We start from the raw sequence: 21,175 nt of genomic DNA, 5'->3' as shown, positions 1-21,175 counted from the left end.
CAACCCTCCGCTGCGGCGGAGGGTTTTGTTTTAGAATGGCAAGTCTTTTTTGGCGTAATCGCGTCTATTAATTGCGAGGGTTCTGCCGCATGGCCAATTTGCTTGCCACCAAACCGCTGAAAGTCATCCTGGGCGAAGCCCATGAAACCGGTGAGCACAGCCTCAAACGCGCGCTGGGCCCAAATAACCTGATTGCGCTCGGCATTGGCGCGATTATTGGTACGGGAATCTTTGTGCTTGCCGGCACCGCGACAGCGAACTTTGCCGGTCCAGCTATTATTCTTTCCTTTGTTCTGGCCGCCACAGGATGTGTCTTTGCTGGACTCTGCTACGCGGAATTTGCGTCTGCCATCCCTGTTGCCGGTTCGGCATATACCTATGGTTACGCATCGCTGGGTGAGATTTTCGCCTGGATCATTGGCTGGGATCTGGTGCTGGAATATGCTTTTGGCGCTGCCACTGTTGCTTCCGGATGGAGCGGTTATCTGCTCAGCCTGCTGGGCGACTTTGGCATCAAGCTACCTGCATCTCTGGCCGGCACGCGATGGGACGAATTCATCTTCTATAACAAGCACTGGGAGCCTGCCAACCTGTTGATGCCCAAGGTCCAGTCTGGCGAGATTGACATTACCGGCTTGCCGCATCAGTTCGGCGCTTTCAACTTGTTTGGCTTTCTGGCCATCATGATCGCCACGTTGATTCTGGTTGTCGGCATCAAGGAGTCGGCCAACTTCAATACTGCAATTGTCTATATAAAGGTCTGCGTCCTGATTGTATTTGTGGCTGTGGGCGGATATTACCTGCTGAAACATCCGGAACTAATGGCCGTTAACTGGCATCCATTTATGCCGCCTAACACGGGAGTTTCGGGCCAGTATGGATGGTCTGGAGTGAGCCGCGGCGCTGCGGTAATCTTCTTTGCCTATATTGGCTTTGATGCTGTCTCCACCGCGGCGCAGGAAGCCAAAAATCCCTCTCGTGATATGCCGATCGGCATTCTTGGTTCGCTGGTGATCTGCACCATTCTCTATATTTTGGTCGTTGGCGTTCTCTGCGGCTTGGTGAATTACAAGTTTCTCAACGTGCGCGATGCGCTTGCCGTTGGCATCGACAAGACCGGCGTCGGCTGGGGAAGCCTGATGGTCAAGATTGGCGCGCTCATGGGCTTGAGCTCCACGATTGTGGTCATGTTGCTGGGACAATCACGCGTCTTCTTCTCCATGTCGCGCGATGGACTCCTGCCGGGAGTCTTCAGCACCGTGCACCCAAAATTTCGCACACCATGGATTTCAACTCTCATGGTTGGCACGTGCGTAGCTTTCCTGGCCGCGTCGCTGCCCATCAACCTGTTGGGCGACATGGTCAACATTGGCACTCTGCTGGCGTTCGTGATCGTCTGCGCGGGCGTCTGGATTGTGCGCCGCCGCAATCCCAACCTTGAGCGTCCGTTCAGGACTCCAATGGTCCCATTTGTGCCGATCATGGGAATTTTGATCTCCGGCTACCTCATGGCGAACCTTCCCTGGGAAACATGGGTGCGCCTGGTCGTGTGGCTGGTCATTGGCATGGCCATTTACTTCGGTTATGGACGCAGCCACAGCCGCGTGCAGCGCGGAGCGTTGTAAGTCCCGAGAGAAGCGAGGGACCCCTACCACCGTAAATTCGCGGCATGGCCGCCTTACCGCGGATTCGCGCGGATGATCGCGGATCAGGAAAACTCAAAACGTTGAATTCCCCCAGATGAACCGCTGGTCTTAATCCGTGTGTATCAGCGTTTATCCGCGGTAGAAGCCTTTGCCCTTCTCCGGCTTCGCTGTCTCCGTGGTGGACACTTCTTTTGATCTAAAATGAACTCGATCAGGAGTATCCTCTGAACCTCCATCGCTTTCGCCTGCTGAAAATCTTCACCACGGCCCTGCTGCTGCTCAGCGCGGCTGGGACGGTGGGTTTTCATTTCATTGAAGGCTGGAGCTGGTTTGACAGCTTTTACATGGTGGTGATCACCATGAGCACTATCGGATACCAGGAAGTCCATCCTCTTTCCCACGCGGGGCGGGTCTTCAACGTGGTCCTGATTACGGCCGGCGTATCGCTGGTCTTTCTCATGATCGGGTCGCTCACGCAGGCTTTGCTAGAATTCGAGTTAGTCAAGGTGTTCGGAAGGCGTCGTATGGAACGCGACATTGCGAGTCTCAGGGACCATTACATCATCTGCGGCGCTGGGCGTGTGGGGCATAGCGTGGCCAATGAGCTTGCGCGCAAGCCGTGTCCATTTGTGATTATTGAAAACGCTGAAGCCAGCATAGAAGCGCTTGACTCAAAATGGCTGGTGCTGGTGGGTGATGCCGCCAGCGAAAAGACTCTGCGCGAGGCCGGAATCGATCGCGCCGCTGGGCTGGTTGCCGCCACCACAACGGACGCAACCAATATTTATACCGTGCTTACCGCCCGCAGCCTGAATCCGCACATCAAGATCATTGCCCGCGCCAGTGAGGTCGCCGCGGAGAAGCACTTGAAAACAGCGGGCGCCGATGTGGTGATCTCGCCTTACGCGGCTGCGGGTCACCGAATCGCGCAGAGTTTTCTGCGCCCCAACCTGCTTGATTTTCTCGATATCACCAGTGATCGCTCCGGCACCTTCCAGATGCTGATTGAAGAAATCAAGATCGCGGCAAGCTCTTCGCTGGTGGGCGCAACTGTGGGCTCTTCAGGTATACACCATAAATTCGGGATCATGATTCTTGCCATTCGCCGCGCGGACGGCAGCACCCGATTCAACCCCCAGGCCCATGAAGTTATAGGCGCGGAAGATTGCCTTATCGCCATGGGAGAAACTGCACAGCTGGCACGGCTGGAATCTGTTGCCGCCCACGCTTCCGCCACTCGCTCATGAAAATCGTTACAGCGGAAGAGATGCGCGCCATTGATCGCGCCACCACAGAGAAGTACGGCGTGCCGTCGCTCACCTTGATGGAAAACGCCGGTACAGCGGTGGCCGAATTTGCTCAAAAGCATTTCGATTTCGACTCCGTCTGTGCCGTTTGTGGCAAGGGCAACAATGGCGGCGATGGCTTTGTCGCGGCGCGTAAGCTGCATGAAGCAGGGAAAAAAGTTTCGGTCGTCTTATTGGCCAAAGATCCGGACGAGTTGCGTGACGACGCGGCTGAAATGTTCAAGAAGCTTCCCGTGTCCGCGTCGTGGGTCGCCGACGAAAAAGATTTCAGCAAGCCTGAGATCGAGCAGGCTTTGAAGTCTGATCTCATCCTCGATGCGATTCTTGGAACAGGTTTCAAGCCTCCGCTCAAAGGCATAGCGAAAAAAGCGATCGTTCGCATCAACAAAGCTACAGCCTGGGTGCTGTCTGTTGATCTGCCGTCTGGTGTGGACGCTGACGCCAATGAGAGCGCTTTTGATTACTCATCCTTTGTTCATGCCGATGCCATCGTCTCTTTCACCGCTCCCAAGCCTGCTCTGGTGTTTGCCGATCTTACGGATGGCCCCATTGCCATCGCCAACATTGGTTCTCCGCTTAAGTTGATCTCACAACATGCCTCGCTGCGTCAGGACGTTGTAACCAGTGCCGATGTGCAGGCGCTGGCTTGGCAACGCCGTCCTGATGCGCATAAGGGGGATTTTGGTCATGTGCTGGTCATCGGCGGTTCAGTAGGGAAGAGCGGCGCACCGGCCATGGCTGGGCTTGCGGCTCTCAGGACCGGCGCCGGACTCGTAACCGTGGCATCGCCCAAGTCTGTGCAGAACGCCGTCGCTGCGTCTGCGCCGGAACTGATGACTGAACTGCTGGAGGAGACCGCGGACGGCACGGTTTCGATTTTGGCTCTGGCGCGGCGCGAGCAGCTTTTGAAAGGCAAAACGGTGGTCGCTCTTGGTCCCGGACTCTCGCAGAATGAGGAGACGGCTGAGTTCATCCGTGACTTTGTGAGCATTTGCACGACCTCTCTGGTCATTGACGCCGATGGCATCAATGCTTTTGCCGGGCATGGTGAAGAAATCCAGCCGGACGCCGACGACTATTCATTCCGTGTACTCACGCCGCATCCCGGCGAAATGTCGCGGCTCATCGGCTCCCCTGTCCCGGTCATCCAGGCCAATCGCCTTGCGGCAGCTAGACGCGCCGCGGAATTGACGCGTGCCTGCGTCGTTTTGAAAGGCCATCGCACGGTCATTGCCAGCCCGCATGGCCACGTATGGATTAACTTGACCGGCAATCCGGGAATGGCCAAAGGCGGCTCAGGCGACGTGCTTACTGGAATTGTTGCTGCCGTCTTGGCGCAAAGGCCTTTGCAGGGAGTTTCCGTCGGATGGCGTCCAGGCGATGATCCTGAAGGAAAGAAAATCAAGGACCTGGTAAAGAAATCGGATCCGGAGATGGCGAATATTGCCGCTGAAAAAATAGCAGTCAAGGTCGGTGAGGCCCGCGACCTGATGGCAGCGCTCGGTGTCGCGCGCGCTGTCTATCTCCACGGACTTGCCGGTGACATTGCCGCGTCGCTTTACGGTCAGCAATCCATGATCGCCACAGATATCATTAACTGCTTGGGCGAAGCCTTTGCGGTTTGCGAAGAGGAATCCCTGAGCAAGTTTGCCTACCTCCAGAGATGAAGACTTTTCAAACCCACTCTGCCGAAGAGACCACCGAACTGGGGCGTCGGATTGCCCCTGAGCTCAAGCCCGGTAGCATCGTGCTGCTGCGCGGCGATCTGGGAGCGGGAAAGACCACCATGGTCAAAGGGATTGCCGAGGGTTTCCAGGCGGCCAAAGCTGATGATGTCACCAGCCCGACGTTTACACTCATCCATGAATACCGTGGGCCGCAAGTGACTCTCTTTCATATTGATCTTTATCGCATCGATACGCAGCGCGAACTCGACACCCTGGCGCTCGACGACCTCATGTCGCCGAAGAGTATCCTGCTCATCGAGTGGGGAGAGAAGTTCGAACGTTTTGTGCGTGAACGTGATCGAGAGATAACCATTCAGCATGAAGGTGGCGACAATCGCCGGATCATAGTTCGATCTGATGACTGACAGATCAAAAGGACGCAGATAAGTCTCCATCCACTATTGCACACCGGAATATCAACTTGCGAATCTTTGCAAAACTTGATGCTGGATAGTCCTGTCTAAGTGAGAATATTTCGGCAACTAAGGGCTAGTTAACTAGCCAGAGTTTTTAGCCGAGGGTACATTTGGAACGGGCCATGGAAACGACATCAACCTTCATCAATATTTCCTCTCATCATAAAAGGAACGCTGCTACTCGATCTTCAACTTTTTGTGGATTTGTTGCCTCCCTCATTTTTGCGCTTATCTGCGCGGGCTGCGGTGGAGGCCACGGTGTTACGCCGCCTCCACCTGCGCCACAGGGGTTGGCCATTACGACCCAGCCGTCATCGCAAGGCGCGCGGCTGGGACAGACCGCAACTTTCTCCGTGACAGTGAATGATACTGACGGCGCCAGCTACCAGTGGAGCAAAAACGGAATAGCCATTAGCGGGGCGACGGAAGCGGCTTACACCACGCCGCCAACGGTAACCACAGACAATGCCTCAACTTTCCACGTTACCGTTACAAATTCTGTTGGATCGGTTACCAGCCGGGAAGTACAGCTCGTATTAAATCCACCATCGCCCGGCGATCTGCGTTTTCAGCAAGTAGATAGCGCATCCATTCTGGATGGTTACACTGACACTGTTTCAACCAATATCCTTGGCACTGCAATCTCCACATGGGGCAATTATGGATCGCCCTTGCGTTTTGAGCAGGCAGGCTATTGTTCAGCCGCCGGCAGTCCCGGAAATTGCGCATGGTTTTTTGAATTATTTTCCACGCCAACCACAGGCGTGACCACCACGTATCGGTCAGGTCTTCTCTCCGATTTCCAGACCGATGTGTTCGCGCTGGGTTTTGATACTGTGGTTACTTCCGCAAACATGCAGACGGACAATAATGCCTATGCGGTATCCTCGGTAAAGACGGCATCAACCAGCGTGTTTTCGCCGATTGCTACCCAATCCCTTCCCGCGGCGGACTTCCAGTCTGTTGCTTCACAGCAGGGCCAACAAGGACATGTGATTACCGCTCTAGGCTTCAATGGTGATTTGTTGCAGTACGTCTCTTATGGATTAACCGGCGACCATAACGTCTATGAAGCTCAAGTTCTTTCGGCAACCCTCGCCACAATACCTTCACAAGCAGCGGTGCTTGCCCAGGGTGGTTACTTTGTTACTGCGGTCGGCGGCGACCCTGTCAATGGGTTCTTTGTTGTTGGCACTCGCGTCCAGGGAGATACCATGCCTCGGCCTTTTAAGATTGTGAATTCCGCAAGCGAAGATCCCTCTGTTTTATTCAAAGGGGGATACAGCATTGTAGCCAGCGTAACCAATGCAGATCTCTCAAATACCTGGGTGGGCGAAAAGTAAAACAGCAGAATACTAACGCTGACGCGGCGGAGTCTTTCTAACCGTTATCACCACCAGCCACGCTCCATTTGCCATGAAAAGCAGGATTGCCGGAAAGAAATACTTGCTTACGGGCACATGCTGAAATACGCACCACACCACGCCGCCCACGATGAACAAGTCAATCACAATGTAAGTGATAAGGATTTTGGCGCGCGGCATGGGAGGTCCTGTTCGGTTCGGGATTTCAAAAACAACTAAAATCCCATGATGTTGTAGCCGCAGTCCACATAGATGGTCTCTCCGGTGATCCCGGAGCCGAGATCGGAAGCCAGGAACAGTGCCGTGTCGCCAACTTCTCTGGGTTCCACATTTCTTTTTAGAGGCGCATGTTCGGCGTGGTTTTTGAGCATCTGGCTGAAGTCGCCTACGCCGCGCGCGGCCAGCGTCTTGATGGGACCTGCGGAAATGGCGTTCACGCGAATCTTCTTCTCGCCCAGGCTGTTGGCCAGATAGCGCACTGTAGCTTCCAGTGCGGCCTTGGCCACGCCCATCACGTTGTATCCTGGAACAACTTTCTCCGCGCCAAAGTATGAAAGCGTGATCACGCTGCCGCCATTCGTCATCAGCGGAGCGGCGGCGCGAGTAACCGCAATCAGAGAATAAACACTCACGTCATGCGCAATGCGGAAGCCTTCACGCGACGTATTCAGAAAGTCGCCTTTCAGTTCCTCTGCGGGAGCATAGGCCACGGAATGTACCACGGCATGCAGTTGGCCGAAGTGCTGCTTGAGCTGGGCATAAAAAGCGTCAATCTCGGCGTCGCTGGAAACATCGCATTGAAAAGCCTGTGCTCCGGGCAGGGAAGTGATCAGGTCATGCGCCTCGGCCTTCATGCGCTCATTCTGGTAGGTAATGGCAAGCTTGGCGCCGGCGTCGTTCAAGCGCTGGGCAATGGCCCACGCGATGCTGCGTTTATTGGCCACGCCAAAAATAACCACATTCTTTCCCTGCATGCTCAGCATAACGGAACCCTCACCCGTGTGAAACCGCTCAGGATAACAGGAACCGCGCAAGAATGGGAGTAACTGAGGCATCACACCGCCAATGTGATATCCAGGCACTCTGAAATTCTCTTTATAAAAATTTTATGGACATTTTGCTTTGCGGGTTCTAGCATGTCTTGAAAATTCTTTACGGAAGTTCCCGGCATTCGGACCGGACAATTAAACCAACGCACAAGTTTGCTCGTGAAATGCGCCTGGCAGGAGGCCAACTCTATGGGCTTATCGAGACGTGAATTCTTTAAAGTCGGAACCGGCAGCGCCGCTGCGCTTCTTTTAGGGTTTGACGCCCGCCCGGTTCTGGCTCAAGCAAAAGAACTTAAGATTGCCCGCACCACTGAGACGAGGTCCACGTGTCCTTATTGCTCAGTGAGCTGCGGCGTGATCATTCACACGCTTGGCGATAAGGCCAAGAACGTGACCGCGCAGGTGGTCCACGTTGAAGGCGACCCCGATCATCCGATCAATCGCGGTACTCTGTGCCCAAAGGGAGCGTCGCTCTATCAGGACATCCTGAATGATCGCCGTCTATTGAAGCCGCAGGTACGCCGCCGCGGCGGCACCCAATGGGAAGATATTTCCTGGGACCAAGCGTATACCGAGATCGCGCGCCACATCAAAAAGACGCGAGATGAAACTTTCGTCGATACCGACGCCAACGGGAAAACCGTAAATCGGTGCGAGGGCATCGCCTTTAACGGTGGATGCACTGATACGAACGAGTTCAACTATCTGGTCGTAAAGACCATGCGCAGCCTGGGGGTCTGCTACCTGGAAAACCAGGCCCGTGTTTGACACGGCCCCACGGTCTCAAGTTTGGGACCAACGTTCGGGCGCGGCGCAATGACCAATGGCTGGGTAGATATCAAGAACACCGACATGATGCTGATCATGGGCGGCAACCCTGCTGAAGCTCATCCCTGCGGCTTTAAGTGGGTAGTGGAGGCCAGAAAGGTCCGGAACGCGAAATTGATCGTGGTGGACCCGCGCTTCCAGCGCACGGCCTCGCAGGCCGATATCTTCTGCCAGATCCGCTCCGGATCAGACATTGCCTTCCTGGGCGGCCTGATCAACTATGCTATCCAGAACAACCGCTATGCCAAGGAATACGTAACCAATTTTACCAACGCGCCGCTGATCATCAAGAAGGGCTTCAAGCTGGCAGACGACGGAGTGTTTTCCGGCTTCGATGCTGCGGGCATGAAGTATGACGTCTCTTCGTGGAACTACGAAGAAGGAGGAAACGTGACCGGCACCGCGGCTGCGGCCATTGCGGCTGGCGACGGCCCCGCAAGCGCGGAAACGGCTGCCAAGGCAACCGCGAATCCGGTGGCAATGGCCACTGGGCAGGGCCATGGCGGGGGCGGCCCTGCCGGCGCAAAGGCGACAACGGGCGCTCCCGCTCCACCGTCCCTTCCACCGAACACCGCATACGATATATCGCTCGAGCATCCGCGCTGCGTCTTCCAGTTGATGAAGAAGCACTATTCACGCTATACGCCGGAGATGGTGTCAAGCATCACCGGTATTCCCGCCGACCAATGCGTCAAAGCTTGGGACATGTTCACGTCAATCCGCAAGGATGGTGATACGAAGAAGGTTGCCACCATCATTTATGCGGTTGGCTGGACGCAGCACACCTTTGGAACGCAGATCATCCGCACCGCTGCCATGGCCCAGCTTCTTCTGGGGAACGTGGGGCGCGCCGGCGGCGGCGTAAATGCCCTTCGCGGTCACTCCAATATCCAGGGCGCCACGGATATGGCTGGCATTTTCGATATTCTGCCTGGCTATCTCAAGATGCCCGTTCCAGCTGACACCGACCTGGCAACCTATCTCAAGCGCATCACCCCAACGCCTTCAAAGCCGAAAGATTGGGAGTCATTCAACTACTGGTCGAACACTCCCAAATTCGCGGTCTCTTTCCTTAAGGCAATGTACGGAGACGCCGCTAAGAAAGAGAACGACTTCGCGTTCCACTATCTGCCCAAGATTGATCGCAAATTTTCTTTCGTGGAGCAGTGGGACAACATGTACAGGGGAAAGGTCAAGGGGCTACTGACTTTCGGCATGAACGGCGTTGCCATAGGCCCGAATTCGCAAAAGAACATTGACGCGCTGAAGAAGGCGGACTGGCTGGTGGTGGGCGAGATTTATCCTGACGAAACCAGCAGTTTCTGGGAGTCGCCAGGAATCTCTGACGACGACAAGAAAAAGATTCAAACTGAAGTCTATCGTCTTCCCTGCGCCGGTTTTGCGGAAAAAGACGGTACCTTCGTGAACTCAGCGCGGTGGTTGCAGTGGAAGTGGGCCGCCGTGCCGCCTCCAGGCGATGCCAAACTGGACCAGGAGATTCTGGCCCGGATATTCCTTGGTGTTCGCGCCCTGTACCAGAAGGAAGGCGGCAAGTTCCCGGATGCCATCCTGAATGCTTCCTGGGCTTACACCAATCCAAACAACCCGTCATTGACTGAGGTGGCCAAGGAGATTAACGGCAAGGCGCTGGCTGATCTGCACGATGAAAAGCAGACTCCTTCCGACTGGAAGGCCGGTCAGCAGTTGCCCGGTTTTGCCTGGCTGAAGGATGATGGCACCACGTCTTGCGGCAACTGGCTCTATTGCGGTTCGTGGCCGGATGCCGGTTCCAACTCGCAGCGGCGCAATCCTGACGATCCCTCCGGGCTCGGTATCCATCCGGGCTGGGGCTGGTCGTGGCCCATGAATCGGCGCGTGCTTTACAATCGCGCCTCTTGTGACGTTGAAGGCAAGCCTTGGGACCCGAGCCGCAAGCAGGTATGGTTCAATCAGGCAACGGGCAAGTGGGCGGGCAATGATGTTCCTGACTTCAAGCCCGACTCCAACCCCAAGGACCACATGGGGCCATTCATTATGACGCCGGAAGGCCTGGGCCGCCTGTTTGTCCCCCTGGCCGGAATGGCGGATGGACCGTTTTCTGAGCATTATGAACCCATTGAGAGTCCAGTGGCCAATGCGCTCCATCCCAAACAGTCCAATAGCCCGGTGGTGAAGAAATACAGCACGCCTGCGGACAAATACGGTACGCCCGAGCAGGGTTATGACATCATCTGCACCACGTACCGCCTCACGGAGCACTACCACTACTGGACCAAGAACAACAAGATGAACATGGAACTGGTTCCTGAGCCATTCGTGGAAATTCCCAAGGAACTGGCGGACAAGCTGCAGATTAAGGGTGGCGACAAACTCAAGATCAGCAGCGCGCGCAGCAGCTATTATGCCAAGGCCATGGTCACCGGACGTATCAAAGGCATGCAACTGGCGGGAAAGAACGAAAAAACTTACCAGATCGGCATTCCGATCCATTGGGGATATCGCGGAATCAATGACGGCCGGCCGGAAAACGAGCGCACTCTGGCCAACCAGCTCTCGCCCACAGTGATCGATCCGAACGCTTACACACCGGAGTTCAAAGGCTTCCTGGTGAAAGTCGAGAAGGTCTAAGGAGATACGCCATGAGCAATGGAAATTTGGAGATTAGAGCGATCTCCGGGCACACGGGCGGCACGCCTGGGGGCGGGGAGTATCGCCAGCCAGACGGCAGCACACACGCCGGAGCTTCCCGCGATTATGACGTTTGCAAGCTGATCGATACCACTACCTGCATCGGCTGCAAAGCCTGCGAAGTTGCTTGCGTGGAGTGGAACGGCTATGAGTTCCGCGAAACCACTTTCGATAACACTTACCAGACCATGCCGGAAACGGCGTGGAACTTCTGGAACCTGATCAAGTTCAATGAAGTTGAAACCGATGGCGGCATGCAATGGCTCATGCGCAAAGATCAGTGCATGCACTGTGAAGAGCCCGGCTGCCTTATCGCCTGTCCGGCCGACGGCGCAATCGTGCAGTACACCAACGGCATTGTGGACTTCAACCAGGCTAACTGCATTGGCTGCCAGTATTGCGTTACCGGCTGCCCATTCAACATCCCCAAATTCAACGAAGCCACCAAAAAAGTTTACAAGTGCACGCTCTGCTCTGACCGTGTTGGCGCTGGCCTGGAACCTGCATGCATTAAGTCATGTCCTACGGGCTGCCTGCATTTTGGCAGCAAAGAAGACATGAAGTTTGAAGCCGAAAAACGCGTCACGCAACTGAAACGCAACGGCCACGCGGATGCCGGCGTCTATGATCCTTCTGGCGTCCGCGGCACCCACGTAATTTACGTGCTGAACGATGCCAAACATCCGGAGAACTATGGCGGTTTGCCCGCCGATCCAAGAGTCCCTGTCTTTGTGAAATTGTGGAAGGGCCCGCTGAAATGGCTTGGCGGCATCGGCTTGGTGGCGGGTGTGTTCGGCGTGTTCATGCACTACATCCGTTTCGGCCCAAAAGAAGTTGACAAGATTGAGGAGGTGAAGCGATGAGCGGCGGAATTATTGCGCGTCCAACCACGGCAATACCGGAAGATGAGGTCCAGCGCTATACCTTTGCTGAGCGCGCTTATCACTGGATCAACGCCATTGCTTACACCTATCTCATGCTTACAGGCCTGGCCATTTTTACGCCGCTGGCTTACTGGCTTGCTTACGTGCTGGGCGGCCCGGCAACCATCCGCTACTGGCACCCATGGATCGGCCTGATCTATCTGGCTACCATTTTCTGGATGCATCGCATGTGGAAGCGCGACATGCAGAAGATCCCCGAGGACGAGCGTTGGAACAAAAATATCTGCGCCTATGCTGAGAACCGCGATGAGCTAATGCCTCCGCAGGGCCGCTTCAACGCCGGACAGAAACAGTTCTGGTGGGTGATGCTGTACTGCACCTTCATCCTTCTCATCACGGGAATCATTATGTGGATTCCGGAGAAAATGCCGCGCGAACTCCACTGGGTGCTTCCGATCACCGTCTTTATTCACTCAGCCACGGCGCTGATCACCATTGCTGCTTTCATCATCCACGTTTACATGAGCGTCTGGGTGACTCCGGGCAGCGTGAAGGCCATGGTTGAAGGGCACGTCTCCACCGGTTGGGCGCGAACGCATCATCGCCTCTGGTATGAGAAGATCACCGGCCGCAGGAATTAAAGGGATTTGATGTCTGGGTTTTCCTGGGACCGTCGTATTGCGCGGACGAGCGAGCTGTTACAAAGCCAGTCTTCAGTGACTGAGCTGCTTAAGTTTTATCAGCGCCTCGTCCGCTTTCAAAAAACCGTCTATGAATCGGTGGCTGCCTCCGCCAATCATGACGTCTCCCTGCTCGTCCCCCATTTTGCCGCATTGCTCGCGCTGGTGAAAGAAGCCGGCTCGGCGGACCTGAAGGCCGCCGCCGCGACGCTTGAACAAGCGTCTCCCCAAGATCGTTTGGAACTATTGCGTGCCGTCTGGCAGCATGAGGTGGAAAGCCATGAACTCTCCGCCGAGTCCATCTTCTTCGCTAATGCGCTGCTTCAGCCATTCGCTGAGCATTTGGCAGAGAAGAACACTTCCTCCACTGAGGCATCGCCGCCGCTGTGTCCTTTTTGCGGATCAAAGCCGCAATTAGCGGTGCTCCGTCCTGAAGGCGACGGCGCAAAGCGCTTTTTGTTGTGCTCTCTCTGTGGAACGGAATGGTTCTTCCGCCGTGTACTATGTCCCAACTGCGCCGAGGAAAATAAGGAGCACCTGCCGGTGTTCATCGCGCAGGAATTTGACTACGTGCGCGTGGACGCCTGTGATACCTGCCACACCTACATCAAGTCGATCGATCTTTCCAAAAACGGCAATGCGGTTCCTGTGGTGGATGAACTCGCGACAGTCTCGCTGAATCTTTGGGCTCAGGAGCACAATTACAAGAAGGCCCAGCCCAACCTGTTTGGTGTATAAATTCTTAGATCACTCTGGATTGACTAACGGCACGAGCCTCTGGTTTAGACCCGGCCAATGCATGAATTGAATTTCGCAAGCTTCGCAGACGCAATGCCAAGCCGATGATAGCCACGCCGGTGGCTAGCGCATAGATAGAGATCCACGTCAATGCTGCCTGCACCGTCCCAACGTTGGCCAACAACAGGCATGGCGCGAATGCAATCGAGATTACGCCGCCACTCACCAGCAGCCATTCATCGGTAACATGACGGCGCAGGTGGATTCCGGCGGTAAATTCCAGTACTCCAACCACCAAAGCGATAAGGGCGATTAACTGGATCACCCGCATCAGCGTGGAGCCTGGGGCGAGCAGAATAATGAGGCCGCCCGCTGTCACGGCAATGCCATCTGCCAGCATCAGCCATGACGAGCCGCCCTGACCTGCTCCGCGCACTGCGGCTGCAATGGTAAGAACGCCGGTGGCGAAAGCAAACAGCGCGAAAATCGCGGCCAGACCAGCAAATGCGAACTGGCGCAAAAAAGGTGCTGGCACAAATGGCAGAAAAGCAAAAATGAAAATGGCGAAAGCAATCGCCAGGACGCCGCGCAGAAATAGCAACCACCAATTCTGGATCATTAAGCGGATCATATTCCGCCTCCCTCGCTGTTATAAGTGTGCGCTGCGGATCAATTCATGGATGTGATTGTCCTCACACGTACCATTGGCCAGTCCCGCGAATCATCGCCAGAAATATAGCTTTGGCGCGGTTTTTGGGGCTATTTTAACTGCAATTCCGCCGTGGCCACTCCGTCTTCAGGAGGGGCGAAGCGGAAACCGGCCTTGATGAACATGTCTTTCATGTTGAAATTGTCGGAAAGCGTAGCTCCCTCCAGCGTTGCAATACCTTCCTTGCGCGCAATCTGGATCGTGGTATCCAGCATGTGCGTGCCCAGCCCGCGGTTCTGGAATTTGTCCGCGATCAGGAACGCCACCTCGGCGCTGTTGTCAGAGTGCTTGCGGATCAGCCGCGCGATACCGGCAATACGCCGCGCGCCTTCTTCGTCGGCGTATTCCGCCACCAACCCGATCTCGCGCTCGTAATCAATAAAGCACTTGGTGAAGAGCCGCTCATGGGAAACGCGGAAGTCGAGTTTCAACGGCAGGAAAAATCGCATGTAAACACTGTTCTCTGAAAGTTGGTGATGGAAATCCACCATCAGCGGTTCATCATCGGGGCGAATCGGCCGCAGCGTAAAGCTGGTGCCATCCTGCGATTCCCAGTTGGAAATGTACTGGCTGGGATAAGGACGGATCGCCGGGCGCGGCAGTTCCGCATCCCGCATTGTCGCCGGATGCAGGATCACTCTGGCATCCAGCGCTATGAATCCTTCGTCGCTGGCCAGTAGCGGATTGATTTCAATGTCAGCAATGCGGGGGTTCTCCACCACTAGTTCACTAAAGCGGACCAGCAGTTCCTCCAGCTTTTCCAGGTCAACGGGCTTGCGTCCGCGAACGCCTTTTAGCGCTTGCAGGATGCGGGTATTCTCCATCATGCGGCGCGCCAGAGTGGTGGTGAGTGGCGGCAGGGCGTGCGCATTGTCGCGCAATACTTCTACCAGTTGGCCGCCCAGGCCAAACACCAGCACCGGCCCAAACTGCGGATCAGTGGAGCTACCCAGAATCAATTCGTAGCCCGCTGTGCTGACCATCGGCTGGACCGTCACTCCCTGGAAGCTGCCCTCGCCAAAAGTGGCCTGAATCTGCGCGAAAGCCGACTGTACTGCGCTTGCGTCTTTCAAGTTCAAATGCACTCCGCCGCGATCGGATTTGTGTGTAACGATCTCAGAATTAAGCTTGAGCACCACGGGATAGCCGATCTTTTCCGCTGCTGCAACCGCTTCGTCTACCGAAAATGCCAGCCTGGAAGGCGTAACCGGCAACTCATAAGCCGCAAGCACCTGCTTGGATTCATGCTCGGTCAGTATCGTGCGATTCTTCGCCACCGCGCTGGCGATAATTTCCGCCACGCGTCGCGGACCATCTTCGGGAAGGTCACCGGCGAATACCGGCGTTTCATAGAGCGCCTGAAGGTACGAAGTGTAGCGCCACATGTAGGCAAAGCTTCGAGCGGCCGCGTCAGGATATTCAAACGTGGGAATTCTGGCCTCATTCAACACGTTGGCTGCAAGCTGCATGCGGCTGCCGCCCATCCAGCTTGCAATCAGCGGCTTCTTGATCGTTTCTGCGGCCTTGCGCACTAGACCCGCCGCCTGCTCCGGTTCGGTCATCCCCTGCGGAGCAAGAATTGAGAGCACAGCATCGCAGTTGGGATCATCTGCTACCGCTTGTAGTGCTTTGGCATACATTTCCGGAAGGCAGTCGCCCAGCGTGTCCACCGGATTGGAATGGCTCCACGCCGCCGGCAATAATTTATTGAGTGTTTCCTGCGTGTCTTGTGAAAGCGTTGCCAATTGTCCGCCGCTTGCCAGCAGCGCGTCCACTGCCAGCACACCAGCACCGCCCGCATTGGTAACTACTGCCAGCCGTGGGCCGTGGGGTCTTGGTTGCTTGCTTAGGACCTCGGCCATATCAAACAGCTCACCGATACTGGCCACCCGTAGAATCCCGGCGCGACGAAACGCAGCCTCAAATACTTCATCCGATCCAGTCATCGATCCCGTATGCGACGCCGCGGCTTTTCGTGCCGCTTCTGTGCGCCCGGGCTTGATCACGATAATTGGCTTGCGCAGTGAAACTTCGCGCGCCGCGGAGAGAAAGCTGCGCGCGTCGCGAATGGATTCCATGTAAATCAGAATGCTCGAGGTATAAGCGTCATCGCCGTAGTGATAGATCAGGTCGCCCCAACTCACGTCCAGCATCGACCCCACTGAAACCACGCCGCTAAATCCAACGTTCTCTCTGCGGCTCCAGTCCAGCACGGCGGTGCAAAGCGCGCCGCTCTGGCTCAAAAAAGCGATATTGCCGGGCAGGGCATTGGACTGCGCAAACGTCGCGTTCAGTCCCGTGCGCGGATTCATTACGCCAACGCAGTTCGGTCCAATCAGCCGCAGATGTCCTGACGCCAGCACCTGGCGAATCTTGCTCTCCAGCGCTCTACCGTCGGCACCCAGTTCGGCAAAGCCGGCTGAAATGACGATGGCGCTGCGCACTCCGGCAGCCACGCATTCCTGCAACACGTCAGGGACAGTTGCTGCCGGGGTAACCACAATGGCCAGGTCAACCTGCTCCCCGATTGATGCGATATTGGGATAGCAGCGAATTCCCAGCACGTTTGGGCGATGCGGGTTGATGGGAAAAATAGTCGCGCCGGAAGGTTGCTCCATCAGGTTGCGCAGTACAGTGCGGCCCACGCTGGCAGGCTTTTCCGTGGCGCCGATGACGGCTACGGTCCTGGGATGGAAGATTGGCGCCAGTGGGCTCGGCGGCCACGAAGGTATCGTGGATTCGTGCCCCCGCTGGTCTGTTCCCGGCAATGTTGGCATTAGGTCTACTAGATTACTACTCATTGGTCCCCAACTTCTGTTGAAGACCAGCCTACCAGCCGCAAAAAATAAAGGATGTGAGAAATCTCACATCCTGGAAAGGATAGCCTTCTACCGATGCCGGCGTTACGGATTGAATTTTTCAACCCTCAGAAATTTTATGCCCATGAATTTGCCTGCGTCATTAAAGTCAAAGCCAAAGATGGCTTGCGCCAGCGGAGCGCACCCAGCACAAGGATCCTGGAGTGAGTAGGGAACTGCGAACCTTTCTCCTTCGCTGGGCAGCCGTTCAATTTGGGGCGCTGTGGCCTCTTTGCGCTGTTCATCATTTATCGCCAATTGCATCTGGGGATGGCTCCTGAGCAGAGCGGCGTATTGAGCGTCTTTTTCCATTGCTGCTTTCGGCAGCGCGGTAACATCATCCAGATTGATCAGCGCGGGCATTCCGTTCAACAGCATCCATCCCTGGTGCAATTTCTGGGTTCCGGGATATACCACGTATCCAAGGTCCACGAGTCCGTATTCGCGCGAGCCGGTTAGATATCCCAGACGCGAGGACTTTTGTGATGCCAGCATCTGCGTGAACGCTACAGCGTTAGACGATGCGTACTCGCCCATCTGGTCAATAAAGCAATCGCCATATCGCGAGGCATCGGTCATTTTACAGGCTTGGCTGATCGCGCTCAGGTCTTCAGGGCTGGCTTTCCATATTGCTTCTTCGCCAATCTGGTCGTCGGTTTCGTGATTGGCTTCAACCTGGAGAAATGTAATCAGTGAAGCTACGCTGATTACCGCCAGTGCTCCCGCTATTCTTCGTTTCAACAGGGTCATGTCGAAACTCCAGTGATGTCCTTACGCCGGCCACGCGTTTCTGGTGCTGAAAACAGGAACACTGCTACCGTGGAAATGTTGCGGTAGGTAGCGGGTCCCGAATTGCCATTTCCCGTCGAAATGGCACATCTCACGCCAACGAGATCATCTTACGTCTGAACTGGTGTTGTGGTGCAACCTTTACGTTTCTTAGCCCAAAAAGAGTTAACGCGCCCGGGTTGCGAGCTCGGAGATCGGCACGTCCGGATCAGACCAAAGGTCATTGCCCTCTCAAATACGGTTTACAGTTTTTTACAATTTATATGTTTAAACTCCGCTGTGATCAGTTAAAAGTGCTTACCGGAATGAATTTTTACTCTATACAGGTATTCATTTCGGGCGCATGCGCTTTTCGACGGGAGCAAGACTTTCCATGCAAGCGATGATCGATTCGCAACAGGTAAGATAGGAGGGATGGCAGTATTTCTCCGGTGAAAGAACTCGCGTCCCAGCAGGATGAATCAGCAATCAATGTTCCTGCGGCTCAGCAGTTAACTCTGCGGCGGCATTATGAAATCGTGCTGCTCATTTTGGCCGCTGTTGTCTTTTTTGGTTGCATCATTTCTCCGCCCGCCTTAATGGACGATGTTGACGCCGTTCACGGCCAGATGGCGCGCAATATGGTCCAGTCAGGCGACTGGGTCATCGCTCATTTGGACGGCGTACCATACATGGAAAAAGCGCCGTTACCTTATTGGCTCATTGCCATTTGTTATCTCGTAATGGGCGTTCATGATTGGGTGGCGCGTATTCCCACCGCTCTGGCTGCGGTCCTTCTCTGCTTTGCCACGGCACGCTACGGAGCGTGGGCCTTCAGTCGCCGCGCCGGTTTCTATGCCGGACTGGCTTTGGCAACGTCGATCGGTCTCTTCCTTTTTACTCGTATTCTGATTCCCGATGTAATGCTCACGCTTGCGATCACCGTTTGTTTCATGGCATTCCAGCGCGCCATGAATGAAGACGGAATAGAACTCCATTCGCGCCGATGGACTGCTTTGATCGGCGTTGCACTGGGCGTGGGTGTTCTGTTGAAAGGGTTGCTCGCGCTGGTTGTTCCTGTAGGGGGAGTATTGGTCTACCTGGCGATTACGCGCCAGCTTTTTCGGCGCGAGACCTGGCGTCGCCTGCACCCGCTCACCACAATCCTGATTTTGCTGCTCATCGCCGCGCCGTGGCATGTCCTGGCCACATTGCGCATGCCGCCTTATTTCAACTTCAGCATGCACAGCGGTCCCGGCGAATATCACGGCTTCTTCTGGTTCTATTTTTTCAATGAACATCTATTACGGTTCTTAAACCTGCGCTATCCGCGCGACTACAACACCGTGCCCCGGCTGGCATTCTGGCTGCTGAATCTGCTCTGGCTCTTTCCCTGGAGCGCCTATTTGCCCGCGGCGGTCAGACTGAACTACAGGCCGCTAGATCGCGCCGGCCGCACGCGCCTGCTCGCGCTCTGCTGGGCCGGATTTCTGATGCTGTTTTTCACCTTCTCCACCACGCAGGAATACTATTCCATGCCGATCTATCCCGCGCTTGCGCTCCTGCTCGGTTGTGCAATGGATAGCGAAGTAAAACTCATCACGGCAGGCAGCAGGACAATAGCGTTGATTTCAACCGCGGCTGCGGCGGTGATTGGGGCAATCTTATTCGCCGTTCGCCATGTTCCCGTCACAGGCGACATCTCCAGCGCCCTGCAGCAGCATCCTGAGTCTTACACGCTTTCGCTTGGACACATGGGCGACCTGACGCTCCAGTCATTCGCTTATCTGCGGGCTCCACTCATACTCGCGGGCATGGCGTTTCTAGTCGGTGCTGCAGGCGGCTGGCTCCGTGGACGCCGCGCATTCATAGCGCTGGCCGCGATGATGGTTTTGTTCTTACACGCGAGCCGGATGGCGCTTGTAGTCTTCGATCCTTATCTCTCTTCCCGACCAATAGCCGAGGCGCTGCTCCATTCCCCCTCAGGACAATTGATTGTGGATGGCGCATATTATCCTTTTTCTTCAGTTATGTTTTATTCGAATAAGAGCGCTTTGCTGCTGAATGGGCGTGTCAATAACCTTGAATATGGCTCTTACGCGCCGGGTTCCCCCCCTGTTTTTATCGATGACGCTGCCTTTAAGAGGCTCTGGTCAGGTACAATTCGCTATTATCTGGTCACTGACAGCAGCGGGCTCGCTCATCTGAGCGCCCTGGCCGGCCCCGCGCAGTTCCACCAGATTGCTGAAAGTGGCGGCAAATTTCTTTTTACCAATGGCCTTTCCGGCGAAACTGCGGATGGCTCCCACATGGAGAACAAACCCGCGTTATGGTAATCCTTGCAACGGCATTGGCGGTTCTGCTTACCGGCTCACTCGTTTACTGCGTCCTAATTCTTGTTGCCACGCGGCGGTTTTTGTCGACTACTCTGCCTTCCCCCGGAAACAACCCGCCTATCAGTGTTCTTAAGCCCCTCTGCGGTCATGACGATGGCTTGGAAGAAAATCTGCGCAGCTTCATGGTGCAGGATTATCCCGAATACGAAGTTTTGTTTGGCGTCCATCGCCAGGACGACCCGGCCGTGGCCGTGGCGGAAAACATCATCGCCGAATTTAGCGGACGAATCAGCGCGCGGCTCATCATTACGGGAGAGTCTCCCATCCCCAATGCCAAGGCATTCAGTTTGAATCGCATGGTTCGTGAAGCGAATTACGACGTACTGGTAATGAGTGACAGTGATGTCCGCGTGACACCCAGCCTGCTCTCTCATCTAGCCCAGGAGCTTCAGGACAATCACATCGGACTGATCAGCTGCCCTTACCGCGCGGTTCCGGGAAAGAGTTTGTGGTCGCGTTTGGAAGCGATTGGAATGAATACGGAACTTCTGGGTGGAGTGTTGGTCGCGCGCATGATTGAGGGTATGCGTTTCGCGCTGGGCTGCACCGTAGCTGTCCGCCGCCGCGTGCTTGACGATATGGGTGGTTTTGGCTATCTGCAGGAGTTTCTGGCAGAAGATTTTGTGATTGGCCAGCGCGCTGCCCAACTGGGGCATGGTGTTTTATTCTCGTCATACGTGATTGAACACCGCATTGGAAGCCAGAGCATGATGGCTAACCTGGGACACCGTATGCGCTGGGCACGCAGCACGCGCCGCTCGCGTCCGCTGGGCTATTGGGGACAGATATTCACTTATCCGCTGCCTCTGGCGCTTTTGCTGTGCGCTGCCTACCCGCCCGCCTGGCCAGTGTTGTTTCTAACTATGATTCTGCGCGGGTCCGCGGCTTGGGCCACTGCCCGCAACATTGTTCACGATCCGGTCACGCAAAAACAATGGTGGTTGCTGCCGGTGCAAGATGTCATCGGTTTCTTTGTATGGATCAGCGGCTTTGTGGGTGACAAGATTGTCTGGCGTAACAGAAAATGCACTGTCTTACGCGATGGCCGTCTGCACGTGAATCCCTAGTTTGTATCCTCGACAAAAAGAAAACCCCCGCGCCTTGGCGCAGGGGCTGC

17 protein-coding genes are annotated in these 21,175 nt (G+C 55.4%); 12 read left to right on the top strand and 5 right to left on the bottom strand.

The features are described 5' to 3' along the window. Positions 1–89 precede the first annotated feature (89 nt). The 5 genes from LAO76_14000 (at position 90) to LAO76_13980 (ending at position 6,439) form a co-directional block, all read left to right on the top strand. Positions 90–1,625, top strand: coding sequence for an amino acid permease (locus tag LAO76_14000; protein MBZ5492040.1), 1,536 nt, complete (start codon positions 90–92; stop codon positions 1,623–1,625). A 317-nt stretch (positions 1,626–1,942) separates the two neighbouring features. Next, positions 1,943–2,893 carry a potassium channel protein gene (locus LAO76_13995; GenBank protein ID MBZ5492039.1) on the top strand — a complete coding sequence of 317 codons (951 nt, stop codon included), beginning with the start codon at positions 1,943–1,945 and terminating at the stop codon, positions 2,891–2,893. Further along, on the top strand, positions 2,890–4,620 hold the full coding sequence (locus LAO76_13990; GenBank protein ID MBZ5492038.1) for an NAD(P)H-hydrate dehydratase: 1,731 nt from the start codon (positions 2,890–2,892) through the stop codon (positions 4,618–4,620). Before LAO76_13995 ends, LAO76_13990 begins: the two co-directional genes overlap by 4 nt. After that, positions 4,617–5,045: a tRNA (adenosine(37)-N6)-threonylcarbamoyltransferase complex ATPase subunit type 1 TsaE gene (gene tsaE / locus LAO76_13985; protein MBZ5492037.1), complete on the top strand. Its 429-nt coding sequence runs from the start codon at positions 4,617–4,619 to the stop codon at positions 5,043–5,045. Before LAO76_13990 ends, tsaE begins: the two co-directional genes overlap by 4 nt. A 173-nt stretch (positions 5,046–5,218) precedes the next feature. Beyond that, positions 5,219–6,439 carry an immunoglobulin domain-containing protein gene (locus LAO76_13980; protein ID MBZ5492036.1) on the top strand — a complete coding sequence of 407 codons (1,221 nt, stop codon included), beginning with the start codon at positions 5,219–5,221 and terminating at the stop codon, positions 6,437–6,439. A 12-nt stretch (positions 6,440–6,451) separates the two neighbouring features. Here LAO76_13980 and LAO76_13975 read toward each other — a convergent pair whose 3' ends face one another. Together LAO76_13975 and LAO76_13970 are read right to left on the bottom strand one after the other, a co-directional pair. Continuing rightward, positions 6,452–6,640, bottom strand: a complete 189-nt coding sequence (locus LAO76_13975) for a hypothetical protein (protein MBZ5492035.1) — start codon at positions 6,638–6,640, stop codon at positions 6,452–6,454. A 35-nt stretch (positions 6,641–6,675) separates the two neighbouring features. Further along, a complete protein-coding gene (locus tag LAO76_13970) occupies positions 6,676–7,443 on the bottom strand; it encodes an enoyl-ACP reductase (protein MBZ5492034.1) in 768 nt (255 codons plus the stop codon). A gap of 255 nt (positions 7,444–7,698) precedes the next feature. Between LAO76_13970 and LAO76_13965 the strand changes: the two genes are divergently transcribed. From LAO76_13965 to LAO76_13945, 5 genes are read left to right on the top strand one after another with little or no spacing between them, the layout of a single operon-like run. Then, positions 7,699–8,277: a molybdopterin-dependent oxidoreductase gene (locus LAO76_13965; protein ID MBZ5492033.1), complete on the top strand. Its 579-nt coding sequence runs from the start codon at positions 7,699–7,701 to the stop codon at positions 8,275–8,277. Between the two features lie 48 nt (positions 8,278–8,325). Continuing rightward, positions 8,326–10,965, top strand: a complete 2,640-nt coding sequence (gene fdnG / locus LAO76_13960) for a formate dehydrogenase-N subunit alpha (GenBank protein MBZ5492032.1) — start codon at positions 8,326–8,328, stop codon at positions 10,963–10,965. 11 nt (positions 10,966–10,976) lie between these two features. Then, on the top strand, positions 10,977–11,888 hold the full coding sequence (gene fdxH / locus LAO76_13955; GenBank protein MBZ5492031.1) for a formate dehydrogenase subunit beta: 912 nt from the start codon (positions 10,977–10,979) through the stop codon (positions 11,886–11,888). Next, positions 11,885–12,550: a formate dehydrogenase subunit gamma gene (locus LAO76_13950; protein ID MBZ5492030.1), complete on the top strand. Its 666-nt coding sequence runs from the start codon at positions 11,885–11,887 to the stop codon at positions 12,548–12,550. Before fdxH ends, LAO76_13950 begins: the two co-directional genes overlap by 4 nt. Positions 12,551–12,559: 9 nt before the next feature. After that, positions 12,560–13,327 (top strand): formate dehydrogenase accessory protein FdhE, encoded by a 768-nt coding sequence (locus LAO76_13945; protein MBZ5492029.1) that lies wholly within the window; start codon positions 12,560–12,562, stop codon positions 13,325–13,327. A gap of 4 nt (positions 13,328–13,331) precedes the next feature. Here LAO76_13945 and LAO76_13940 read toward each other — a convergent pair whose 3' ends face one another. The 3 genes from LAO76_13940 to LAO76_13930 all read right to left on the bottom strand — a co-directional run bounded on the left by LAO76_13940 (position 13,332) and on the right by LAO76_13930 (position 17,644). Continuing rightward, positions 13,332–13,958, bottom strand: a complete 627-nt coding sequence (locus tag LAO76_13940; protein ID MBZ5492028.1) for a DUF308 domain-containing protein — start codon at positions 13,956–13,958, stop codon at positions 13,332–13,334. A 128-nt stretch (positions 13,959–14,086) separates the two neighbouring features. After that, complete coding sequence (locus LAO76_13935; protein ID MBZ5492027.1) at positions 14,087–16,813, bottom strand: bifunctional acetate--CoA ligase family protein/GNAT family N-acetyltransferase; 2,727 nt, start codon at positions 16,811–16,813, stop codon at positions 14,087–14,089. A 126-nt stretch (positions 16,814–16,939) separates the two neighbouring features. Then, positions 16,940–17,644, bottom strand: a complete 705-nt coding sequence (locus tag LAO76_13930; protein ID MBZ5492026.1) for a hypothetical protein — start codon at positions 17,642–17,644, stop codon at positions 16,940–16,942. Positions 17,645–18,261: 617 nt separating this feature from the next. Here LAO76_13930 and LAO76_13925 point away from each other — a divergent pair. Both LAO76_13925 and hpnI read left to right on the top strand, forming a co-directional pair. Further along, positions 18,262–19,998 (top strand): glycosyltransferase family 39 protein, encoded by a 1,737-nt coding sequence (locus LAO76_13925; GenBank protein MBZ5492025.1) that lies wholly within the window; start codon positions 18,262–18,264, stop codon positions 19,996–19,998. After that, positions 19,992–21,125 (top strand): bacteriohopanetetrol glucosamine biosynthesis glycosyltransferase HpnI, encoded by a 1,134-nt coding sequence (gene hpnI / locus LAO76_13920; GenBank protein MBZ5492024.1) that lies wholly within the window; start codon positions 19,992–19,994, stop codon positions 21,123–21,125. Before LAO76_13925 ends, hpnI begins: the two co-directional genes overlap by 7 nt. Positions 21,126–21,175 lie beyond the last annotated feature (50 nt).

It is taken from the genome of Terriglobia bacterium (assembly GCA_020072645.1).
In the GTDB taxonomy this organism is placed as follows: Bacteria; Acidobacteriota; Terriglobia; order Terriglobales; family Acidobacteriaceae; genus Angelobacter.
The sequence above is the reverse complement of the archived record's forward strand: the minus strand, read 5'-3'. Positions and strand labels throughout refer to the sequence as shown.

Bases quoted from the DNA above. Each gene is read 5' to 3' on its own strand.
- LAO76_13965 (MBZ5492033.1), top strand. From the start codon at position 7,699: ATGGGCTTATCGAGACGTGAATTCTTTAAAGTCGGAACCGGCAGCGCC.
- LAO76_13925 (MBZ5492025.1), top strand. From the start codon at position 18,262: ATGGACGATGTTGACGCCGTTCACGGCCAGATGGCGCGCAATATGGTC.
- fdnG (MBZ5492032.1), top strand. From the start codon at position 8,326: ATGACCAATGGCTGGGTAGATATCAAGAACACCGACATGATGCTGATC.
- LAO76_14000 (MBZ5492040.1), top strand. From the start codon at position 90: ATGGCCAATTTGCTTGCCACCAAACCGCTGAAAGTCATCCTGGGCGAA.
- tsaE (MBZ5492037.1), top strand. From the start codon at position 4,617: ATGAAGACTTTTCAAACCCACTCTGCCGAAGAGACCACCGAACTGGGG.
- fdxH (MBZ5492031.1), top strand. From the start codon at position 10,977: ATGAGCAATGGAAATTTGGAGATTAGAGCGATCTCCGGGCACACGGGC.
- LAO76_13945 (MBZ5492029.1), top strand. From the start codon at position 12,560: ATGTCTGGGTTTTCCTGGGACCGTCGTATTGCGCGGACGAGCGAGCTG.
- LAO76_13980 (MBZ5492036.1), top strand. From the start codon at position 5,219: ATGGAAACGACATCAACCTTCATCAATATTTCCTCTCATCATAAAAGG.
- LAO76_13990 (MBZ5492038.1), top strand. From the start codon at position 2,890: ATGAAAATCGTTACAGCGGAAGAGATGCGCGCCATTGATCGCGCCACC.
- LAO76_13930 (MBZ5492026.1), bottom strand. From the start codon at position 17,644: ATGACCCTGTTGAAACGAAGAATAGCGGGAGCACTGGCGGTAATCAGC.
- hpnI (MBZ5492024.1), top strand. From the start codon at position 19,992: ATGGTAATCCTTGCAACGGCATTGGCGGTTCTGCTTACCGGCTCACTC.
- LAO76_13950 (MBZ5492030.1), top strand. From the start codon at position 11,885: ATGAGCGGCGGAATTATTGCGCGTCCAACCACGGCAATACCGGAAGAT.
- LAO76_13970 (MBZ5492034.1), bottom strand. From the start codon at position 7,443: ATGCTGAGCATGCAGGGAAAGAATGTGGTTATTTTTGGCGTGGCCAAT.
- LAO76_13935 (MBZ5492027.1), bottom strand. From the start codon at position 16,813: ATGCCAACATTGCCGGGAACAGACCAGCGGGGGCACGAATCCACGATA.
- LAO76_13975 (MBZ5492035.1), bottom strand. From the start codon at position 6,640: ATGCCGCGCGCCAAAATCCTTATCACTTACATTGTGATTGACTTGTTC.
- LAO76_13940 (MBZ5492028.1), bottom strand. From the start codon at position 13,958: ATGATCCGCTTAATGATCCAGAATTGGTGGTTGCTATTTCTGCGCGGC.